Source organism: Bacillus coreaensis (genome assembly GCF_050586445.1).
Lineage (GTDB): Bacteria > Bacillota > Bacilli > Bacillales > Cytobacillaceae > Robertmurraya_A > Robertmurraya_A coreaensis.
This window is the reverse complement of the sequence record NZ_JBOCCY010000001.1, coordinates 583384-600083: the sequence shown is the minus strand read 5'-3', so window position 1 is coordinate 600083 and position 16700 is coordinate 583384. Positions and strand designations below refer to the sequence as shown.

The window sequence follows — 16700 nt, the reverse complement described above, 5'->3', positions numbered from 1 at the left end:
CTTCTCTATAAGTAACTGATTTTCCGTTTATCAAGTGAAAACTACCTTCCTCCGCAGCGTTGTCCTCCACCGCAACGATGTCCGCCGCCGCAATTATGACCGCCGCATCGATGCCCACCGCAATTAAAACAGTTAAAGCAACTGAAACAATTAAAACAATTAAAACAATTAAAACAGTTGCTAAAGCAACTAGAACAACGACCAAAACTACCCACACCTAGGATTAAACGGTCCTGATTACCATAGAATTGGTTAGGATCGTACGTCACTGGTTGGGAAGCTTGAAAATCACCGAGATTTAACGCTTGAAGTTCATTTTGAAAATCGTACATTTATTTAACCTCCTAAATAATTTAACCAAGGGCAGTTTCATTTTTTTAAAACGAGGTATGACAAAAGTACTTTAAATATAGGTGATTATAATGATTTCGAATCCTCCCCAACAAAATATGTACAATGGGTGGGTGTTGCTACTGATATAAAAGCCTATTTTGCTGATTTTTAGGAACTTCTCGAGTTACAAAAAGGGGTGCCTCCAAAAGTTTTTATTTTGGATCATTGGAGGATTTCATTAAGGGAGTTGAGCATGTTTCAGGCAAGCGCACGCCTGTTGAATATAACAAAACCCACAAAGAAAGAGTCTTTGTGGGTAAAACTTCGTATGTATCGCCACAAACAGGATTCTACTTAGTGCTGCTACCTTCCGGTCCTGACACATTTTCATAGCTCTGTCTTGGCTTGTTTATATAATAACAAATATTATGGTGAAGATAAATAACAAATAATGTTAACTCCCTCAGAGTTAAAATAGAAGTATTGTCTTTGTAAAATGATTAAAATCTACTATATGATTCTCTAAAATTTTCTGCAGTATTTCTAAATTAAGATCTTGATAATCATGAACAGCAATGTTCCTAAATCCAACCATAGCTTTCATTTTACTTGATAATGAAGATGATATAATATTCTCTTGCTCTAATAATGTAAAAGCATCACGACTGTTTTGCGGTAGACCAAGCTTTTTTTCAGCTACTATATGCATAGCAAGATCTATACTTGCTTCACATGCTCGTTGTAGGTTTAATACTATAGAGTCTTGTTTAGTAATATTTTTTAGATGCTCTGGGTTATTTCCATATTCTTCATGAATACGCTTAATACAGCGTTCAACAATATTTATTTTATTTAAAATGACATCATTTTTCATAGATTGACCCGCTTTCATCTATTTGTTTTAAGATGGGAGCTCTTTCCTCATTTAATTTGGCATACATCTTGAACGTTTTGAGTTCAAATTCTGCCTTTATATGTTCGTCTTCACAATATATTGTTCTTCCTGTATGAATAATCTGTGCTTGGAACACAGTACTTGCCTTTGATAGATCAATAAGATCAACTTCGATATTTATTGTTGAAGCTAATTCTTGTGCTATTAAAAATAGATCATACTTCTCTATTTCACTTTCTGATAGAAAAGCAATATCTATATCGCTATCCTTATTAGTTCTTCTTCCAGTCACTCTCGATCCGAAGAGAATGATTAGTACAGGAGCTATTTTATTGGATAAAAATTGGATTATTATATTTTCAATATGTTTTTCCAATCTTAAAGTCCTCCAGACTTCTTTTTTTCAATTATAGCAAATATTCCCTATAAAGTCTTATCGTTGATCTCTACAGTCCTATGAAAAATTGCAATAGCATCAAATGGTAAATTTCCTACCCTATATAAACGCTGAGGATCTACTTATATCCTAACCCTTCTTGTGTTATTTAATTTTCCTGACAGCTTCCATCGTTTAAATAATATAAAAGGCAAATAAAGCAATATACATAAAACGAGTGCAACTATCTCAAGTGAAATAATATACCAAGGCCATGGTCCAAGAAAATCAAGCAAAGATACAGTGTCAGGTTTTCTTGCAAGAAACATATAATTTGCTCCTGTTAATGCATTTACCGGGATCACAAACACCATTAGAACATTTAACCATAGCATCGTCCTTGCAACTGATGTCCAAGTCGGTCTAAAACTTTCTACTGCAGTCATAAAAAGCGCCGTTAACAAGATTCCCCCGTGTCCGATAAAAAAGTAAAAATACCAAAAATGCGGAAAAGCAACATCAAGCACTGGGGTTAATAACGCTTGCATCGCACCAAGGGTTCCTGCAAAAAAGACGAATTCATACAAGTAGAAATTACGAAAAAACAGCAGTAAGATCGATAAAAGTAGGGTTAATGTACATAGATGAAACGGAAGCGATTGCTCTGCTGTCCAATTGCCGGTAGTGATGTACCATAAATGTAAACCACCATGCAATAGGAGCATAAGCAATGCTAATCCGTAACGAAATTTACGGTTCCACCCGGGTTTACGTAAATGTGCTCGGAACCAAATGACTGTACCTAAGACCAATATAATAAACAAAAGCGCCACACCATGCTGGAGCGAATACATTTCAAATGGGTTGCCATAATGACCAAAGAATGTTTCCATAAGCCCCCTCCTATTTCACTAAGTAGTATACTTCCTTCCAAATATTAGTGATTTCGAGTTATATAATAATTCTTAACCAAATGTACTAAAAGCTTTTTGTTGTTGTTTTTCTTTTTTCTTTTTTCTTTTTTTATTTTCCCCACGTATCGTATCATGACCCAGGGACGTATCGTCTTAATCTTCACATACTATATCTACATATGTATCTGTTTCGTCTTAACTGTCTTTCTCATTAGAATATCTCTCTGCTTGTTTATAAAAGGATTCATATATATAGGCTAAAGATTTCTGGTTTTTAATGGACTGTGACACAAATTGAATGAGCGAGTGATCCTCAACTTCTTTTAATTCGGAATAAATAAAATCCATCACGGGTTTCCCACCTCTTTGGAGATTATATTTTCCCCAATTCTTAATGGCTAGTTCTCTAGTTTCAGGATTGTAACGAATCAATTGGTGAGGTACGGAGAATCGTTCCATTAATGAATGCACACTTTCGATGGAGTAGCCCAAATCAAAAGCCATTTGCTTTTTCGTAATTTTATAGATTCCAATTCGTGTCGTATCTGGATTGGTAATTAGATACAGGTAAAAGTATTTGTCCTCTGGCGTCATCTCCTCAGAGACAATCGGGTTCTTCCAAAAATCAGTTCGTACCATTCTATATTTTTCCATTTTAAACCACAGTCCTTTCATCTATTAAATTCCTCTCATAGATGATATATAGGGAAATGTGGCAAATGGTTAGGTATTTTTCAAAAAAAAATCTATTTATTTAATGACAGCGATATCAAAAAATGGAACCACGAAACCCCTGAACCTCTATTTAAGAGACTCAGGGGTTTCAATTTATATACTATTACTTAAAACCAACAATTTGATGTGGTACGTACGGCTCTTCTAAATAAGCAATTTCTTCAGGTGTCAACTTAATCAAAAGAGCAGCTACCGCATCTTCTAGGTGAGACAACTTCGTAGCACCAACGATTGGAGCGGTTACAGGCTCCTTCTGCAGTACCCAGGCAAGTGCGATATGTGCACGTGGAACTTCATGTTTCACGGCCAACTCTGCCACTCTTTCAACAATTAAACGATCTGTATCTTCATTGTAAAAAGTACTCTTCGTACTGCCTTTTTCAGATCGAACCGTTTTATCTTCCCAATTTCTAGTCAATTTCCCGCCTGCAAGCGGGCTCCACGGTATTACAGCGATCTTTTCTTCTTTACATAGCGGAAGCATCTCCCTTTCCTCTTCACGATACAAAAGGTTTAGTTGATTTTCCATGGATACAAAACGAGTCCATCCATTTTTTCCAGCTACATGTAACGCCTTTAAAAATTGCCATGCAAACATCGATGAAGCACCAATATATCTTACCTTCCCAGCCTTAACCACATCATGTAAAGCTTCCATCGTTTCCTCAATAGGGGTGTTATAATCCCAACGGTGAATTTGATATAGATCTACGTAGTCTGTTCCTAGTCTCTTAAGGCTATGATCAATCTCCCTCATAATTGCTTTTCGAGAAAGACCTTTACTATTAGGACCGTCAGACATCGGGAAATAAAGTTTGGTTGTGATAACTATTTCGTCCCGATTTGCATAATCCTTTAATACACGCCCAACAATTTCCTCGCTCGTTCCATTTGAATAATAGTTTGCTGTATCAAAAAAGTTAATTCCTAAAACAAGAGCTTTTTTAATAATGGGACGACTATTCTCTTCATTTAATGTCCAAGCAGGATATCCTTGATCCGGTTCACCAAAACTCATACATCCAAGACAAAGTCGAGACACATCCAAACCAGTATTTCCAAGTTTTACATAATCCATTTTATCTTCCTCACTTCCAAAATATCATCTAAGGGTTAAGACCAATTGTGGGTGCTACATCCTATTTTAAACAGCGGCATCAAGATCCCTATTTTTCTGTACCAACCTATTCACATAAAATCTAAAGACTACCAATGCACACCCTACAGACACGGCACTAACGATGAAAAGTACTGAATAACTTGTGTACTGCGATATCCATCCCATCATAATTGATCCAAGTCCAATACCTAGATCCGTTGCAGTAAGCAAAGAAGCATTAGCTATGGCTTTACGATCTGGACGAGCAAGACGTACGGTGGCTGCTTGTAAAGCAGGCGATGCCGAACCGAAACCTATCCCGTATAAAACAGCTGAAACGAGTATTCCAATTAACCCTTCCGCTAGACTCAAGGAGATGAGCGCTATAATTGTCATACCAAGAGCTGGAATAATCACAAACTTCTCTCCATGTTGGTCCGAAAGTTTTCCTGCAATAGGGCGACTAAGAACAAGAGTTGCAGCATACACCATAAAAAAGGCACCAGAATTAACGGCAAGAGAATTCGTATATAAAGGGACGAAAGCTGTAATCCCACCATAGGCAACATTTAAAAAGAAGACACAGATAGTAATAGGTAGGACTGATTTTTCAAAAAGCTCTATTTTTTGCATCCCCGTTTTCTTCGGTTGGAAAGGTATTTTAGCACCGAACATCAACAATAGCGCAACTACAGAAAGAACGACTGAGATGAAAAACAACGCTTGATAGGATATGTTTTGTGTAATCCATATTCCGCACATTGGCCCAATTGCCATGGCGAGGGTCATAGCTGTGCTGAACCAGCCCATTCCTTCCCCTCTTCGTGTAGAAGGTATGATATCTGTAATGGCGGTAAAAATGGCAGTGGTTGAAACGGCCCAACTAAATCCTTGTAAGATCCGTAGGCCTAGTAAAACAAAAACTCCACCAACCCAGCTATAGAAATACATAGCCAATGTAAAAATTAGAAGACCCCATAAAATAAATGGTCGCCTACCGTAACGATCTAATAGCCCTCCGATGATTGGTCTAAGAATAACAGCAGATAGCATAAACGCACCCACTACCAGACCCACCTGACTTTCACTTCCCCCAATGTGTTTAATAAACAGCGGCAGTGTTGGTAGAAGCATATAAAACCCAGTAAAAAGGAAAAGCATACTTACGGTCATTAAAATAAATGGCTTCGTCCATAATCGTTCCATGTTGTCATTCCCCCTAGATTACTAGTTAAATAGAAGCGACTGATTCTTCTCTCCTGAGTCTTCAATACAAAGCCATTATGAATCTTCACTTTATCACCTCTACTAATAGAAAAAGCAAAACCTTACCCTTTTTAAGGTAACGGTTTTGCCTGATTTATCAGTTACAACCCGTGTCTCATGTTTCCAATTATATATAATTGGAAAGCACTTTCAATTGTCAAAACAAAGGGGTTTGTAAATTAATAAACAAATGGTTGATTTTTGTTCAATATCTTTAAATAAATCATGTTACATTATTAGACATTTGTTTATAATTAAAGATAATTTATTAAAGTTGGTGAACATATAATGAGTAAAATCGATAGAAGAATACTTAAATCCCGAGAAGCTATTAAAAATGCAGTTATTCAATTAATGTCAGAAAAAAATTTTGATGATATTACAATTCAGGATATATCTGATAAGGCAAATGTAAGCCGAGGAACTATTTACCTTCATTATGTTGATAAATATGATCTATTGGAAAAACTAATTGAAGAACATATTAATAAGCTACGGGAGCTGTGCGAATCTGCATCTAATTTAGAATACGGAGAAGCAAATTTACCGTGGTTTAAATATCTAGGAAATAATTATTTGTTTTTTTCTACCATGTTAGCAAGTAAAGGGGCTCCTTCGTTTCGTAAGCAATTCATTGAATTCCTTATTGAGGAATTTACTGATGAAGTAGATGCTATAACTGGAGTAAATTCCGATGTAAATAAAGATATTATTCTACAATTTATTGTTACTTCATACGTAGGGATAGTAGAATGGTGGTTCAAAAATGGAATGCCGTATTCCCCGGAAGTGATGGCAGAACAAGTGGGAAAATTATTAGAACGAAATTTATAAGCAAACGATATAATAAAAACACTCGTGATCCCGCGTGGTTGACACTACCGCTGACATTAATAAGGATGCAAGATTTAACTTAAGCAAAAGAATGCCTTCACATTAGTGCCCCTTCAAACATGCTCTATTGTTTGTGAAATTCCTACATCCTATTTTTTTGTGCTACCATAAGGTAAATACCTAATAATGGAGTGGATCAATAAACATGTATAAATTGCTTGCAATTGATATCGATGGAACCTTAATCAATGATCGTAAAGAGGTAACAAAGGAAGTAAATGAGGCAATCCAAGCAGCTAAGCGAAAAGGAGTCAAAGTGGTCATTTGTACAGGGAGACCTATCGGAGGAGTTCATGGGTTCATAGAAGAGTTAGACCTTCATGACCAATATGTCGTGACATTTAATGGCGCACTCGTTCAACATTCCGAAACAAAGGAAGTGGCGTCAGAAATTTCTTTAACACATGATGACTTAATGACACTTTATGGAGTCAGTCAGGAACTCCATACATCCATGCATTTCTTTGATTCACAAAGAATATATACTCCCAATAAAGACATTAGTCCATTTACCGTTGTGGAATCATTTGTAAATGGTGTGCCTTTGCACTATCGTGAAATTGAAGAAATTCGATCAGACATCTTAATACCGAAAGTAATGTTTGTGGGAGAACCTGAGCGTTTAGAAAAAACGATAGCTACAATCCCAGCAACTCTTAAGGAAAAATATACGATGGTGCGCAGTGCTCCCTATTTTTATGAAATTTTACACCCAAGTGTAAGTAAAGGAAATGCCATAAAGCTTCTTGCTGATAAATTAGGTATATCTCGTGAAGAAGTCATCTGTATTGGAGATGGCGAGAATGATTTAACAATGATTGAGTATGCAGGTTGTGGCGTTGCAATGGGTAATGCCGAGGAAAGTGTCAAAGAAATCGCTCAATTTCATACACGATCCAACAATGAGCATGGAGTCGCCTATGCGATTGAACAATTAATATTAAATACATAATATAGAAAGGCTTTAATATAACGAAAACCCGCTTTTCCGAATAAGGATTAAGCGGGTTTTAATTGGTTTTACAAACTCAGTCCGTAGATGTAAGAGACGCCTGAACTTCTGGAGAGATTGTTGGAAAAGGATAGTTAATTTCTTCATCAAATTCCACCCAATCAAGATTTGCCATCATGAGCAAGTAGCGTTTGCCGCTTGTTGGATCACTTATGATGATATGGTCACGACCAGCTGTTTCTACTCGCCCGTGGTAAACCATCGCGTTCCATTTGCTATTACCTTGGTAAGTAAAGTAAAAAGTTCCAATTTTACCTTTGTTATAGCGTATTATATTTTCGATAAATGATTCCTCCACCGCTCCTGCCACAAGCTGCTGTCCAGTCCCCATCGGAACCACTGGGACAGAATACGTTGGTCCAGAAGGCATGCCCGCCGGGAAGCCAGTAGGCATAGCCATAGCCGCTGGGAAGCCAGCAGGTTGTGTGCCACTTTCCCTGGTCATAGAAGAAGGATAAAAACTAGAATAGTAGTTCATGGGATAATAATTAAAATCTTGACAAGACATAAAAAATCAACTCCTAAAAATTTTATCTATAAAACTCTGTGCAGTAACCCGGTACAGCGACATAGAAGCAATGATTTCGGTACGCAAAATCAAATTTCGTCATAGGTGATCTAGGCATAGTAGCGCCACAAGGTGCTCGAAACTTTTTCCCGGGACTTGGGTTATAAAACCACAAATTCATTCTGGCACGAGGTTCCCTATGTCCATGCAACAAATTCCTAGCTCTTTGGAGGTCTTCTTCACTGGGCCGTTGTGTATACAATGATCCATTTAAGACGGGTTCGAAATGAGGGACCCCAGTTCCAGGTATCGTTTGATAAATGGCATGCCTGATATTACGTAGGTTTTTGAAATCAGGAGCACAGTTGGCCTCAACTCGATTGGCCACAACCGTTCCCACCTTGTTCATGCCTTGAACACCTTCTCCAATCGCTTCAGCCAACATGAGCCTTGCCAACTCTTCCACGTCACGTGAATTATGCTTAATTCGTCTGCCCATTTTCTCACTCCTTCGGCTTATACAATTAATTTATTAACCGAAGCTGGGTTTGGTAGCTTGCCTATCTGCCTATATTTTATAAATTATAATTACCAACATAATCACTCACCAAATTATTCAAAAGAAAAAAACCTTATAATTAAGGCTTTTGCTCAGCAATATTTTATAATCTTATAAAATACTTTCTATATAATTTGCGGTAATAAAATGATAAATTCTGTTCCCTTATCTTGTACACTATTTACTTTTATTTTTCCTTTGAAAGACCGGATTATTTGAAAACTTACCATCATACCTAATCCTGTTCCCTTTTCCTTTAAGGAGTAAAACGGAGATCCAAGTCTGTCTATTTGTTTTTTTGTCATACCAATTCCTTGATCCTTAATGATAATCTTTATATATCCATCATCTGTTGGAGTACAGCTAACCCAAACCGTTCCCCCATTCGGCATAGACTCTACAGCATTTTTCAAAATATTAATCAACGACTGGTTCAGTTTTTGAGGATTAGCATAAATATAACAGTTAGTAAGAATATCCATTTTAACCACAACATTGTGATTTATGCTGTAACTTCGAATGATATTTACTACACGTTCTATCTGATACCCTACTTCGATTTTTTCAATGTTATTGATTGAGGGTTTTCCAAAGGATAAAAAATCATCAATAATTTCATTTGCACAATCTAATTCTTCAATTGATATTTTGATATAATTTTTCTTTAGGCAATTCGCCTTCGTTAAGAAGTTGTAAAAAACCACGTGTAACTTGCATTGGATTTCTGATTTCATGAGCAAAAACACTTGTTAACTCACTTATTACTCGTAATTTTTCCGTATTTTGCACCTCTAGACGAAGCTGGTGAATCTCCCTGATTGTTTCTATTAACATTGTGAAGAACCAAGTAACAACTACTACAAAAATAAGATGAACAATCTGTACTTTTAGATAATCATAGGAAAAACCTCTTAAAATACCGAAAATAGTAAGACCGATAAGACAGTAGTAAAAGGAAAGACCCACCGCAATATTAACCCTTTTGTCCTTTTTCGAACGTGAAAACCTTCTTTGAAAATAAAATATTACAGGAAGTGATAAAAATAAAACAAGAATCGTATTGTAAAATCCTATACTGATGCCAAAGGACAAGCGAAAAAGTACAATTAAGACAGATAAGAAGATTCCTGGCCAAAATCCACCATATAACGTCCCAATTAAATGAGGAATGATTCTTAACTCCAAACGAGCATTTTCACCAAAATCCACTGGAAAGGACATGCAAAATATAATTGATATTCCCCACAAAACAGTCATTATGATGTTTTTATTTTTAGCACTTTTTACCTTTTCTGTAATAAATGTATAGTAGATAAATATGGGTATTACCATAAGCGTGAGTTGAAACAAAAAATCTTTTATAATACTCATCTTTGTGACCTTTCTTATGTATAATCATTCTGAATTTGAGATATTTATATTATCATTATCGACCCATTTCCCCTAAAGTACAGTATTTCTGTAAAATTTTTATACAAAAACTAAAAAAAGGACATTAATCGTAATGATTAATGCCACTAATTACAAAGAATATTATATCAGCTAAATATCAGACTCTAACCGTTGTATAAACTCCTCCGCTGCACTGTATCCTTGCTGTTTCAGAAGCCAGTTATTTGCCGCTGCTTCAATTAGACCAGCCACATCCCGACCCGGTTGAAGCTGAATCTCTATATGGGGAATTTGTACTCCCATATATTCGGTGTATTTGGCTTCGTGATCCAACTCATTATTGAGTGAATTCTTCTGCCATTTTGTCAGTTCTATATCAAGTGCAATCCTCGTCTCATCTTGAAAAGCTTTTCTGCCATATAAGCGGACCACATTTAGAAGCCCGATACTCCGTAGAGCTAGGAACTCTTTTGTTTTTCCATCATGGGTTCCTAGAATCGTACGTGGACTGAGTTTTTTCAATACAACAATATCATCAGCCACAAGCCTGTGACCCCTACCAATCATCGTATGTGCCGTTTCGCTTTTACCGACACCTGAATTTCCCCGAAGTAAAATGCCCATTCCATATACATTGATACAAACCCCGTGTACTGCTATTGCTGGAGCTAATGCTTTTAGCATATAATCATCAAGATTTGTGATAAATTCAGAAGTAGGCTGAGGCTCATTTGTACATAACAACGGAATTCCCTCTTCAAGGCAATACTGAGTTAAATAAGTTAGCCCCTCCTGTCCAGCAGTAACGATAAAGCAGGGTGGATGGTATTTTACAATATTACCTATACGCATCTGACGTTCCTCTAAACTCAATTTGTGCAAATATGTAATTTCTTTTCTACCAAGAATTTGAACACGTTCCGTCGGAAAAAAATCAAAATGACCAACAAATTCCAAGCCGGGACGGTGGGATCTTGATTGTTTTATTTGTTGCTTTAATTTATTTTCCCCTGTTAGTATTTTTAATGAAAATTTTCGAACCAAATCTTCAACCGTTAAAATTTTCACATTCTATCTCCCTTTCATTCCTTAAATACGTTCTATGAAAGAATATATAATATTATATCAATGTATATATCCAAAGACTATCTAAAACACAAGTGACACTAATAGCTGTAAAAGAAAAAACCGTAGATTAAATCTACGGACATACCTACTTTTCCAATATTACTATCATTTGTTTACAGCCAGTATTTTGGGTATTGTCTCTTTGGAAATAGATTATTATATACCATGGAAACAAATACTAGTAAAAAGATGCCTATGAAAACTGGAATAAGATATCCCCATCCTGTTTCAAAGTTAATCGCAACTAGCGCACTAGCTGCTGCGGGTGGGTGAATGGTTTTTGTAATAGCCATTAAAATTAGTACAATAACTAAGGAAAGTATTATGATAAACAGACTCTTTCCAAATATACTCCATATGAGAATCCCCGTAACAGTGGAAAGTATGTACCCCCCAATTACTTGCCTCGGTTGAGATAAAGGACCGTTATGCGCCGCGAATACTAAAATACAACTTGCTCCTAAAGGACCTATTACCATAGAATAATTTGAGGAAAAAGCTAAAATACAAATGATACTAACAGCGAGAAAGACCCCTACAACACTTATGATAGAGTCTAAATAATCAAACTTAGACTCTTTTCTCGTTTCACCTTTTATTTTATTAAAGTAAACAATTAATCGTTCTAACGATGGATTTTTTATATGATCATTCGACTTTTGTAAAGTATTCATTGAATTCCCCTATACTATCTAAATTATCTAATAATATCATGTTTATATCTTTTAGGAATACTATGAATTTTTAAATACTTTTTTTAAAAATGTTAGCCCCATTGAAGAACATTACTATAATCTCAATTAGAATTAGTTTAAGAAGGCGGGGACATATTTACAAAAAAAAGCCAAGGATTTCTTCTCCTTGACTTTTTTTTGTAAATATGAACTTTTAGGTTATTTATCAGAAATGAAATCATATTTGTTATATTGAGGATTGTTCGTTAAATATTCTTCACTTCCACGTTGCTCTTCCGGTAATTCTCCTTCGATTATGTTACCGTCACCCATTAATGCATATAGCTCCATCAATGGTAATGACTGTTCTTGCTTTTGAAGCTTGCTTATTCTTCAGGTTTTACAGCATTCTCTTTAACACTAACATTCTGGTTACTAAAACCGCTCGGAAAAGGTTATTGATTAATAACGTAATAGATAAAATGAAAGAACTCCTAAAAATGTAAGAGTTCTTTCATGTTTAAATTAAATTGTCTATTATTTAAATCTCATTGAATACTCAGTATGGAAAGTATTTCCTGGTTCAAGCATATTATTACCAATCTTTTCACTAAAGTTCCCTGATGTATCATATGTATCGGCCACCCCGTACCAAGGCTCTATGCATACAAATGGTGCAATACTGCCATCTTCATCGATATATTTTGACCAAATTCCAACAAACGGAAAATTTTCAAACATAACTTCTACACCATGACTGGATTTATTTGATACCAATGTAATCTTGTCAATATTGCTGAATACGAGAGCGTCATGCGCAAATAATGAATTCGTTAATGGCAGCATTTCAATATCATTAACACTCCCTTTCTCGTGAAGCAAAGAGTTCTGCAACTCATATTCCATTACACTCTTATCTTCAGCAGGAGTAAAGTGTAGACGGTAATCCTCAATGGTTTCATTTTCTAATAGAGGAATCTTAAATGCAGGATGAGCACCAATAGAAAAATGCATTTCCTTCTCATTTTCATTCACAATTTCCCAATGTACAATCAGTGAGTCGTCCTCAAGCATATACCGGATAATCGCTTTAAACTCATAAGGATACACCTCTCTAAAACGTCCAGCCGATTCAAAAATAAACGTAGCATTTGTTGCTGTCTGCTCTAGTACATTAAATTCAACGTCACGTAAAAAACCATGTTGTGACATCTTATACGTTTGACCATCGATTTGATATTGATCATCTTTTAATCGTCCTACGATCGGAAACAATACTGGAGACACTCTTCCCCAGTATTTGTTGTCCCCTGTCCACATATAATCTAGTCCATTTTTCTTATGCTTTACTTTACGCACTTCTGCTCCATGACTGTCTATATCTACCTTCAACCATTCATTTTCAACAGTAATCATATTCTCATTCCCTCTTCTTTCTAGTCTGATATGTATAAATTCTATACTAAAAGACTCACTCCCAAAAAGAAAGGCTTAGTGATTTGATACCAATAATAATTTTTCCCTAAACAGAACAGATGTTTTGTAGTAGAATATACAAAGTGTTTTGATTTACTACATAATAGATTTATAGAGGTGGAAGAATTGAATGGTACATTGCATGCAGCAGTAGGTTCAGCAACAGGATTTGTCGTCGCAAATTCATTACAAACATCACCGACTGCAACACTTTTGTTAGTCGGTTTGGGAGGAATTTCAGGTTTAATCCCAGACCTGGATATTGACGGAAAGCTTCGTGGTAAAATTACCCTTTCACATAAAGTGATTCGGCTATCTGCTCTAATCATTGGAATAATGATGGTTATCTATAGTTTCTTTGAGAAGTCAGAGATTGAGAGATGGTTAGGAGTAGGTATCGGTTTAATGATCATGTTGATCTCATCATTAATTAGGCAAAAACATATGTTAACTATTACTGGAATAGCTGTATTTGTAGGTGGATTTTCTATAGAGGAGCTTTGGGTCATTTTATTGGGTATTTATATTATGATAGCATCTGTATCTTCGCATCGAAGCTATACCCATTCATTAGTTGGAGTGGCTTTCTTTGGCTTTATTGCTTCCCTTTTTGAGTCCTCAATTAGAATTGAGGGAGTGTTCTATGCTTGTCTAGGCGGTTACATTAGTCATTTGATTGGAGACTTAAAATTACTTCCGTTTAATAAACGAGGAGTAAAGATGTTTTTACCACTTTCATCCAAGGAAATATAAATCCGCACTTTGGCAATAATATGAAGGAAAAAAAACGCCGATCACCAAAATAAGGTAATCGGCTAGTTTTCTATTACTTTTAATAAACTCAGGTACGGTTGATTAATAGGCTGTCAGTGCCTCTTCTGTTGGTCTTTCACCTCTTTGCAATTCATTAAGACTTAGACCAAAATCTAGTTGTAGATGGGGGTAATCTTCGAATCCATTCCAATCTCCTCCCCATTCAAATCCAAGTTCCTTAGCCCTTTCAACCACTTCCATCCAATCTGCCGATCCATTTCCATTTCCATCAAACTCCATATCCCAAATAACCTGTCCTGCTTCTGTCTTTAGAGCAAAGTCGACTGCAAGTCCAAAATTATGAAGTGACTCTCCACCCTTTGCATACGTAACAATACTACCTGCTGTCGTACGACCTTGTTCATAGAGTCCATTTTGTTCCTCCACACTGCGGAAGCCATCCGTAATAACGACCGTAATTCCTTGATCCGCCATATTTTGAATGAGCTGATTTGTCCGTTCTTCTACTACTGGATGAAGAGTGGTTGGTAATGGGACATCTTCTTTTTTTATATATTGGTAGTATATAATAATTGCAATCAGAATCATGCAAATGAACATCCAAAAACTTTTCATGGCTGCCTTTCCTTTCAAAAAGTAGATCATACAGTATATAGACGTTCGAGAGTATGAATAGTTTCATTTTTTCATAGAAATTAAAAATCGACAAGAGGGTGACTTCACCCTCTTGTTTTACCCATTCAGCCTTGTCATCACATCTGAGATTGTAAAATCTACTACGATAGTGCCATCGCTATAATCGCTGTCAGTGAATAAACCATTCGTTTCCGTTCCTGTTGAAGAACCTCCTGAATATAATGTATAGCTAGAATCTTTTGCTAAGTCCGGTGAACTAATATATAGGGACTGATAATCTTTTTCTGGTGCAAATGTGGCGATCGTGTTTCCTTCACTATCTTCTAGATGTACCATTGTTCCTGCCGCCTGCGTTTCTGGATATGTCATCATAATTGAATATTGACCAGACGTCTCGGAGCTAGTTTGTGTTTTCGTACTTCCAGCTGCTACTAATACTCCTCCCGTTATTTCAAACGTCTCCACATAGTCTATTTGACCATTTCCATCATCCGTTGGTCCATTCACAACAACTGTACCATCCGTCATAACAAATGATCCGTTGGAATCCAGTCCATCTCCCAGTGAATTTACAGATACATATCCGCCTGTAATCTGAATAAGATGATCCTCTGTAGTACTTTCCACCATGTTCTCTCCTGAGGAGTCAGCTCCACCACCCACATTTAGTCCATCATCAGCAGAAGTAATGTCGATTGTACCACCCGCAATCGCAACAATTTTACTTTCGATTCCTTCATAAGTCTTTGTAATTGTAAGATTTCCACCTTTAGTTACTACCGAAGAATCGGCGTGAATCCCATCATCTCCGGATGCGATTGTAAGTTCCCCAGCTTCGAATAAAACACTATTGCCACTGTGAATGGCATCATCATATGAATCAATCGTAAATGTTCCTCCACCAATTGCAAGCTCTGTTGTTGCCTTCAGACCTTTTGAGCTCGTTGTTTCTGTAGTGGTTGTGGAGTCATCGGAGTGTCCTCCACTAGCAAACTCATTTATTCCAATTGTTTCAGGACTTCCACCACCCGTTGCAATGGTATAATCTCCATCTAATACATACAGGGAAGTTTGAGCTTGGATCCCGTCATTGTCTGCTACAATGTTATATGTTCCACCTTCAAGGGCAATATTTCCTTTTTCAGCATCTTCATCATTTGTTGATTTGATTCCATCACCGCCGGCTGTAAGTGTCAAATTCCCATCTTGAACAGCTACTAAGTCTCGTCCAACAATCGCATCATCTTCAGCCGTAACCTCAATATTGCCACCTGTAATTCTTAATTCATCTTTTCCAATTATTCCATCATTAAAGTTCGCCTCTACATAAAGCTTACCATCACCATTAATGGTTAAATGATCTTTACTAAAAATAGCTGAATTGGGTTCCTCTTCTTCTGTATCATCGTATACATATTGCGTTCCATCAGAAATTGTATTCTCTGTCCCCTCCGGTAACGATATCACCGTCTTTTCAGCATCCTTCACATAAATGGGAGCGGAAGTACTGCTATGAATGTCTACTCCATTTAAGACAAGTCGAACGGTACTTTTATCCTCCGCTTCCACAATGATTTGACCATCATCTAATGTTCCACTTAGAACATAGACCCCACCCGTACGGATGTAAATCGTACTTTCAGACACAACCACAGCTCCTGCTCCTTCATAGGAGGCTGTTGTCCCATTTAATTGAATATACGTTGGGTCCTCATCTTTCCACTCTGTATAAAGATCATCATCGCTGTATGTAGCTAGCTCACTTACAACTGTTTGTATATTCCCATCACCAATCGTACTTAATGTGTCAATATTTACTCCAGATGCGGTACTAGTTGATGTTGAAGTAACTGACTCCTCACTATTGCTACAAGCAAATAACAAGGTTGCACATACCAATGGTGCCATCCACTTTGTAAATCTATTATTTTTTTTCATTATTCGGCTCCTTTTTTTCTTGTTGAGCCTATTATGTTATATCAACCTTAACAAAACCTTAAAGATAGAAAGTTTATGTAAAAAAACAGGA

General features: G+C 36.5%; 19 protein-coding genes and 1 other RNA gene. 3 read left to right on the top strand and 17 right to left on the bottom strand.

Annotation, left to right across the window (positions count from 1 at the left end):
* Positions 1 to 41: 41 nt before the first annotated feature.
* The 8 genes from ACQ5H4_RS03110 to ACQ5H4_RS03075 form a co-directional block, all read right to left on the bottom strand.
* The gene (locus ACQ5H4_RS03110) at positions 42 to 332 is read right to left on the bottom strand and encodes a heterocycloanthracin/sonorensin family bacteriocin (RefSeq protein WP_430773520.1); all 291 of its coding nucleotides are present in this window, start codon (positions 330 to 332) and stop codon (positions 42 to 44) included.
* Between the two features lie 330 nt (positions 333 to 662).
* Positions 663 to 741: signal recognition particle sRNA small type (gene ffs / locus ACQ5H4_RS03105), an RNA gene on the bottom strand.
* A 61-nt stretch (positions 742 to 802) separates the two neighbouring features.
* Positions 803 to 1207: a type VII toxin-antitoxin system HepT family RNase toxin gene (gene hepT, locus ACQ5H4_RS03100; protein WP_430773519.1), complete on the bottom strand. Its 405-nt coding sequence runs from the start codon at positions 1205 to 1207 to the stop codon at positions 803 to 805.
* Positions 1197 to 1604 carry a type VII toxin-antitoxin system MntA family adenylyltransferase antitoxin gene (gene mntA, locus ACQ5H4_RS03095; RefSeq protein WP_430773518.1) on the bottom strand — a complete coding sequence of 136 codons (408 nt, stop codon included), beginning with the start codon at positions 1602 to 1604 and terminating at the stop codon, positions 1197 to 1199. The genes hepT and mntA overlap by 11 nt, the downstream gene beginning before the upstream one ends.
* Positions 1605 to 1747: 143 nt before the next feature.
* A complete protein-coding gene (locus tag ACQ5H4_RS03090) occupies positions 1748 to 2497 on the bottom strand; it encodes a YwaF family protein (protein WP_430773517.1) in 750 nt (249 codons plus the stop codon).
* Positions 2498 to 2713: 216 nt separating this feature from the next.
* Positions 2714 to 3193 carry a hypothetical protein gene (locus tag ACQ5H4_RS03085; protein WP_430773516.1) on the bottom strand — a complete coding sequence of 160 codons (480 nt, stop codon included), beginning with the start codon at positions 3191 to 3193 and terminating at the stop codon, positions 2714 to 2716.
* A 163-nt stretch (positions 3194 to 3356) separates the two neighbouring features.
* A complete protein-coding gene (locus ACQ5H4_RS03080; RefSeq protein WP_430773515.1) occupies positions 3357 to 4331 on the bottom strand; it encodes an aldo/keto reductase in 975 nt (324 codons plus the stop codon).
* A 66-nt stretch (positions 4332 to 4397) separates the two neighbouring features.
* Complete coding sequence (locus tag ACQ5H4_RS03075) at positions 4398 to 5558, bottom strand: MFS transporter (RefSeq protein WP_430773514.1); 1161 nt, start codon at positions 5556 to 5558, stop codon at positions 4398 to 4400.
* Positions 5559 to 5906: 348 nt separating this feature from the next.
* Between ACQ5H4_RS03075 and ACQ5H4_RS03070 the strand changes: the two genes are divergently transcribed.
* Positions 5907 to 6452: a TetR/AcrR family transcriptional regulator gene (locus ACQ5H4_RS03070; RefSeq protein ID WP_430773513.1), complete on the top strand. Its 546-nt coding sequence runs from the start codon at positions 5907 to 5909 to the stop codon at positions 6450 to 6452.
* A 205-nt stretch (positions 6453 to 6657) separates the two neighbouring features.
* Positions 6658 to 7464, top strand: coding sequence for a sugar-phosphatase (gene yidA, locus ACQ5H4_RS03065; RefSeq protein ID WP_430773512.1), 807 nt, complete (start codon positions 6658 to 6660; stop codon positions 7462 to 7464).
* 76 nt (positions 7465 to 7540) lie between these two features.
* Here the strand turns inward: yidA and gerQ are convergent, their stop codons facing one another.
* From gerQ to ACQ5H4_RS03030, 7 genes are all read right to left on the bottom strand, one after another.
* Positions 7541 to 8032, bottom strand: coding sequence for a spore coat protein GerQ (gene gerQ / locus ACQ5H4_RS03060; protein WP_430773511.1), 492 nt, complete (start codon positions 8030 to 8032; stop codon positions 7541 to 7543).
* 22 nt (positions 8033 to 8054) lie between these two features.
* A complete protein-coding gene (locus ACQ5H4_RS03055; RefSeq protein ID WP_119708566.1) occupies positions 8055 to 8531 on the bottom strand; it encodes a cell wall hydrolase in 477 nt (158 codons plus the stop codon).
* Between the two features lie 185 nt (positions 8532 to 8716).
* Positions 8717 to 9073: an ATP-binding protein gene (locus ACQ5H4_RS03050; RefSeq protein WP_430773510.1), complete on the bottom strand. Its 357-nt coding sequence runs from the start codon at positions 9071 to 9073 to the stop codon at positions 8717 to 8719.
* Between the two features lie 154 nt (positions 9074 to 9227).
* Entirely contained in the window at positions 9228 to 9962 is a 735-nt protein-coding gene (locus tag ACQ5H4_RS03045; protein ID WP_430773509.1) for a LytS/YhcK type 5TM receptor domain-containing protein, read from the bottom strand.
* Between the two features lie 171 nt (positions 9963 to 10133).
* Positions 10134 to 11051: an HPr(Ser) kinase/phosphatase gene (gene hprK, locus ACQ5H4_RS03040; RefSeq protein ID WP_430773508.1), complete on the bottom strand. Its 918-nt coding sequence runs from the start codon at positions 11049 to 11051 to the stop codon at positions 10134 to 10136.
* 173 nt (positions 11052 to 11224) lie between these two features.
* Complete coding sequence (locus tag ACQ5H4_RS03035; protein ID WP_430773507.1) at positions 11225 to 11785, bottom strand: HPP family protein; 561 nt, start codon at positions 11783 to 11785, stop codon at positions 11225 to 11227.
* 537 nt (positions 11786 to 12322) lie between these two features.
* Entirely contained in the window at positions 12323 to 13201 is an 879-nt protein-coding gene (locus ACQ5H4_RS03030) for an aldose 1-epimerase family protein (RefSeq protein WP_430773506.1), read from the bottom strand.
* Positions 13202 to 13387: 186 nt separating this feature from the next.
* Between ACQ5H4_RS03030 and ACQ5H4_RS03025 the strand changes: the two genes are divergently transcribed.
* Positions 13388 to 14014, top strand: a complete 627-nt coding sequence (locus ACQ5H4_RS03025; protein ID WP_430773505.1) for a metal-dependent hydrolase — start codon at positions 13388 to 13390, stop codon at positions 14012 to 14014.
* Between the two features lie 102 nt (positions 14015 to 14116).
* Here ACQ5H4_RS03025 and ACQ5H4_RS03020 read toward each other — a convergent pair whose 3' ends face one another.
* Together ACQ5H4_RS03020 and ACQ5H4_RS03015 are read right to left on the bottom strand one after the other, a co-directional pair.
* Positions 14117 to 14623 (bottom strand): M15 family metallopeptidase, encoded by a 507-nt coding sequence (locus ACQ5H4_RS03020; protein WP_430773551.1) that lies wholly within the window; start codon positions 14621 to 14623, stop codon positions 14117 to 14119.
* Between the two features lie 144 nt (positions 14624 to 14767).
* The gene (locus tag ACQ5H4_RS03015) at positions 14768 to 16609 is read right to left on the bottom strand and encodes a carbohydrate-binding domain-containing protein (protein ID WP_430773504.1); all 1842 of its coding nucleotides are present in this window, start codon (positions 16607 to 16609) and stop codon (positions 14768 to 14770) included.
* Between the last annotated feature and the right edge of the window lie 91 nt (positions 16610 to 16700).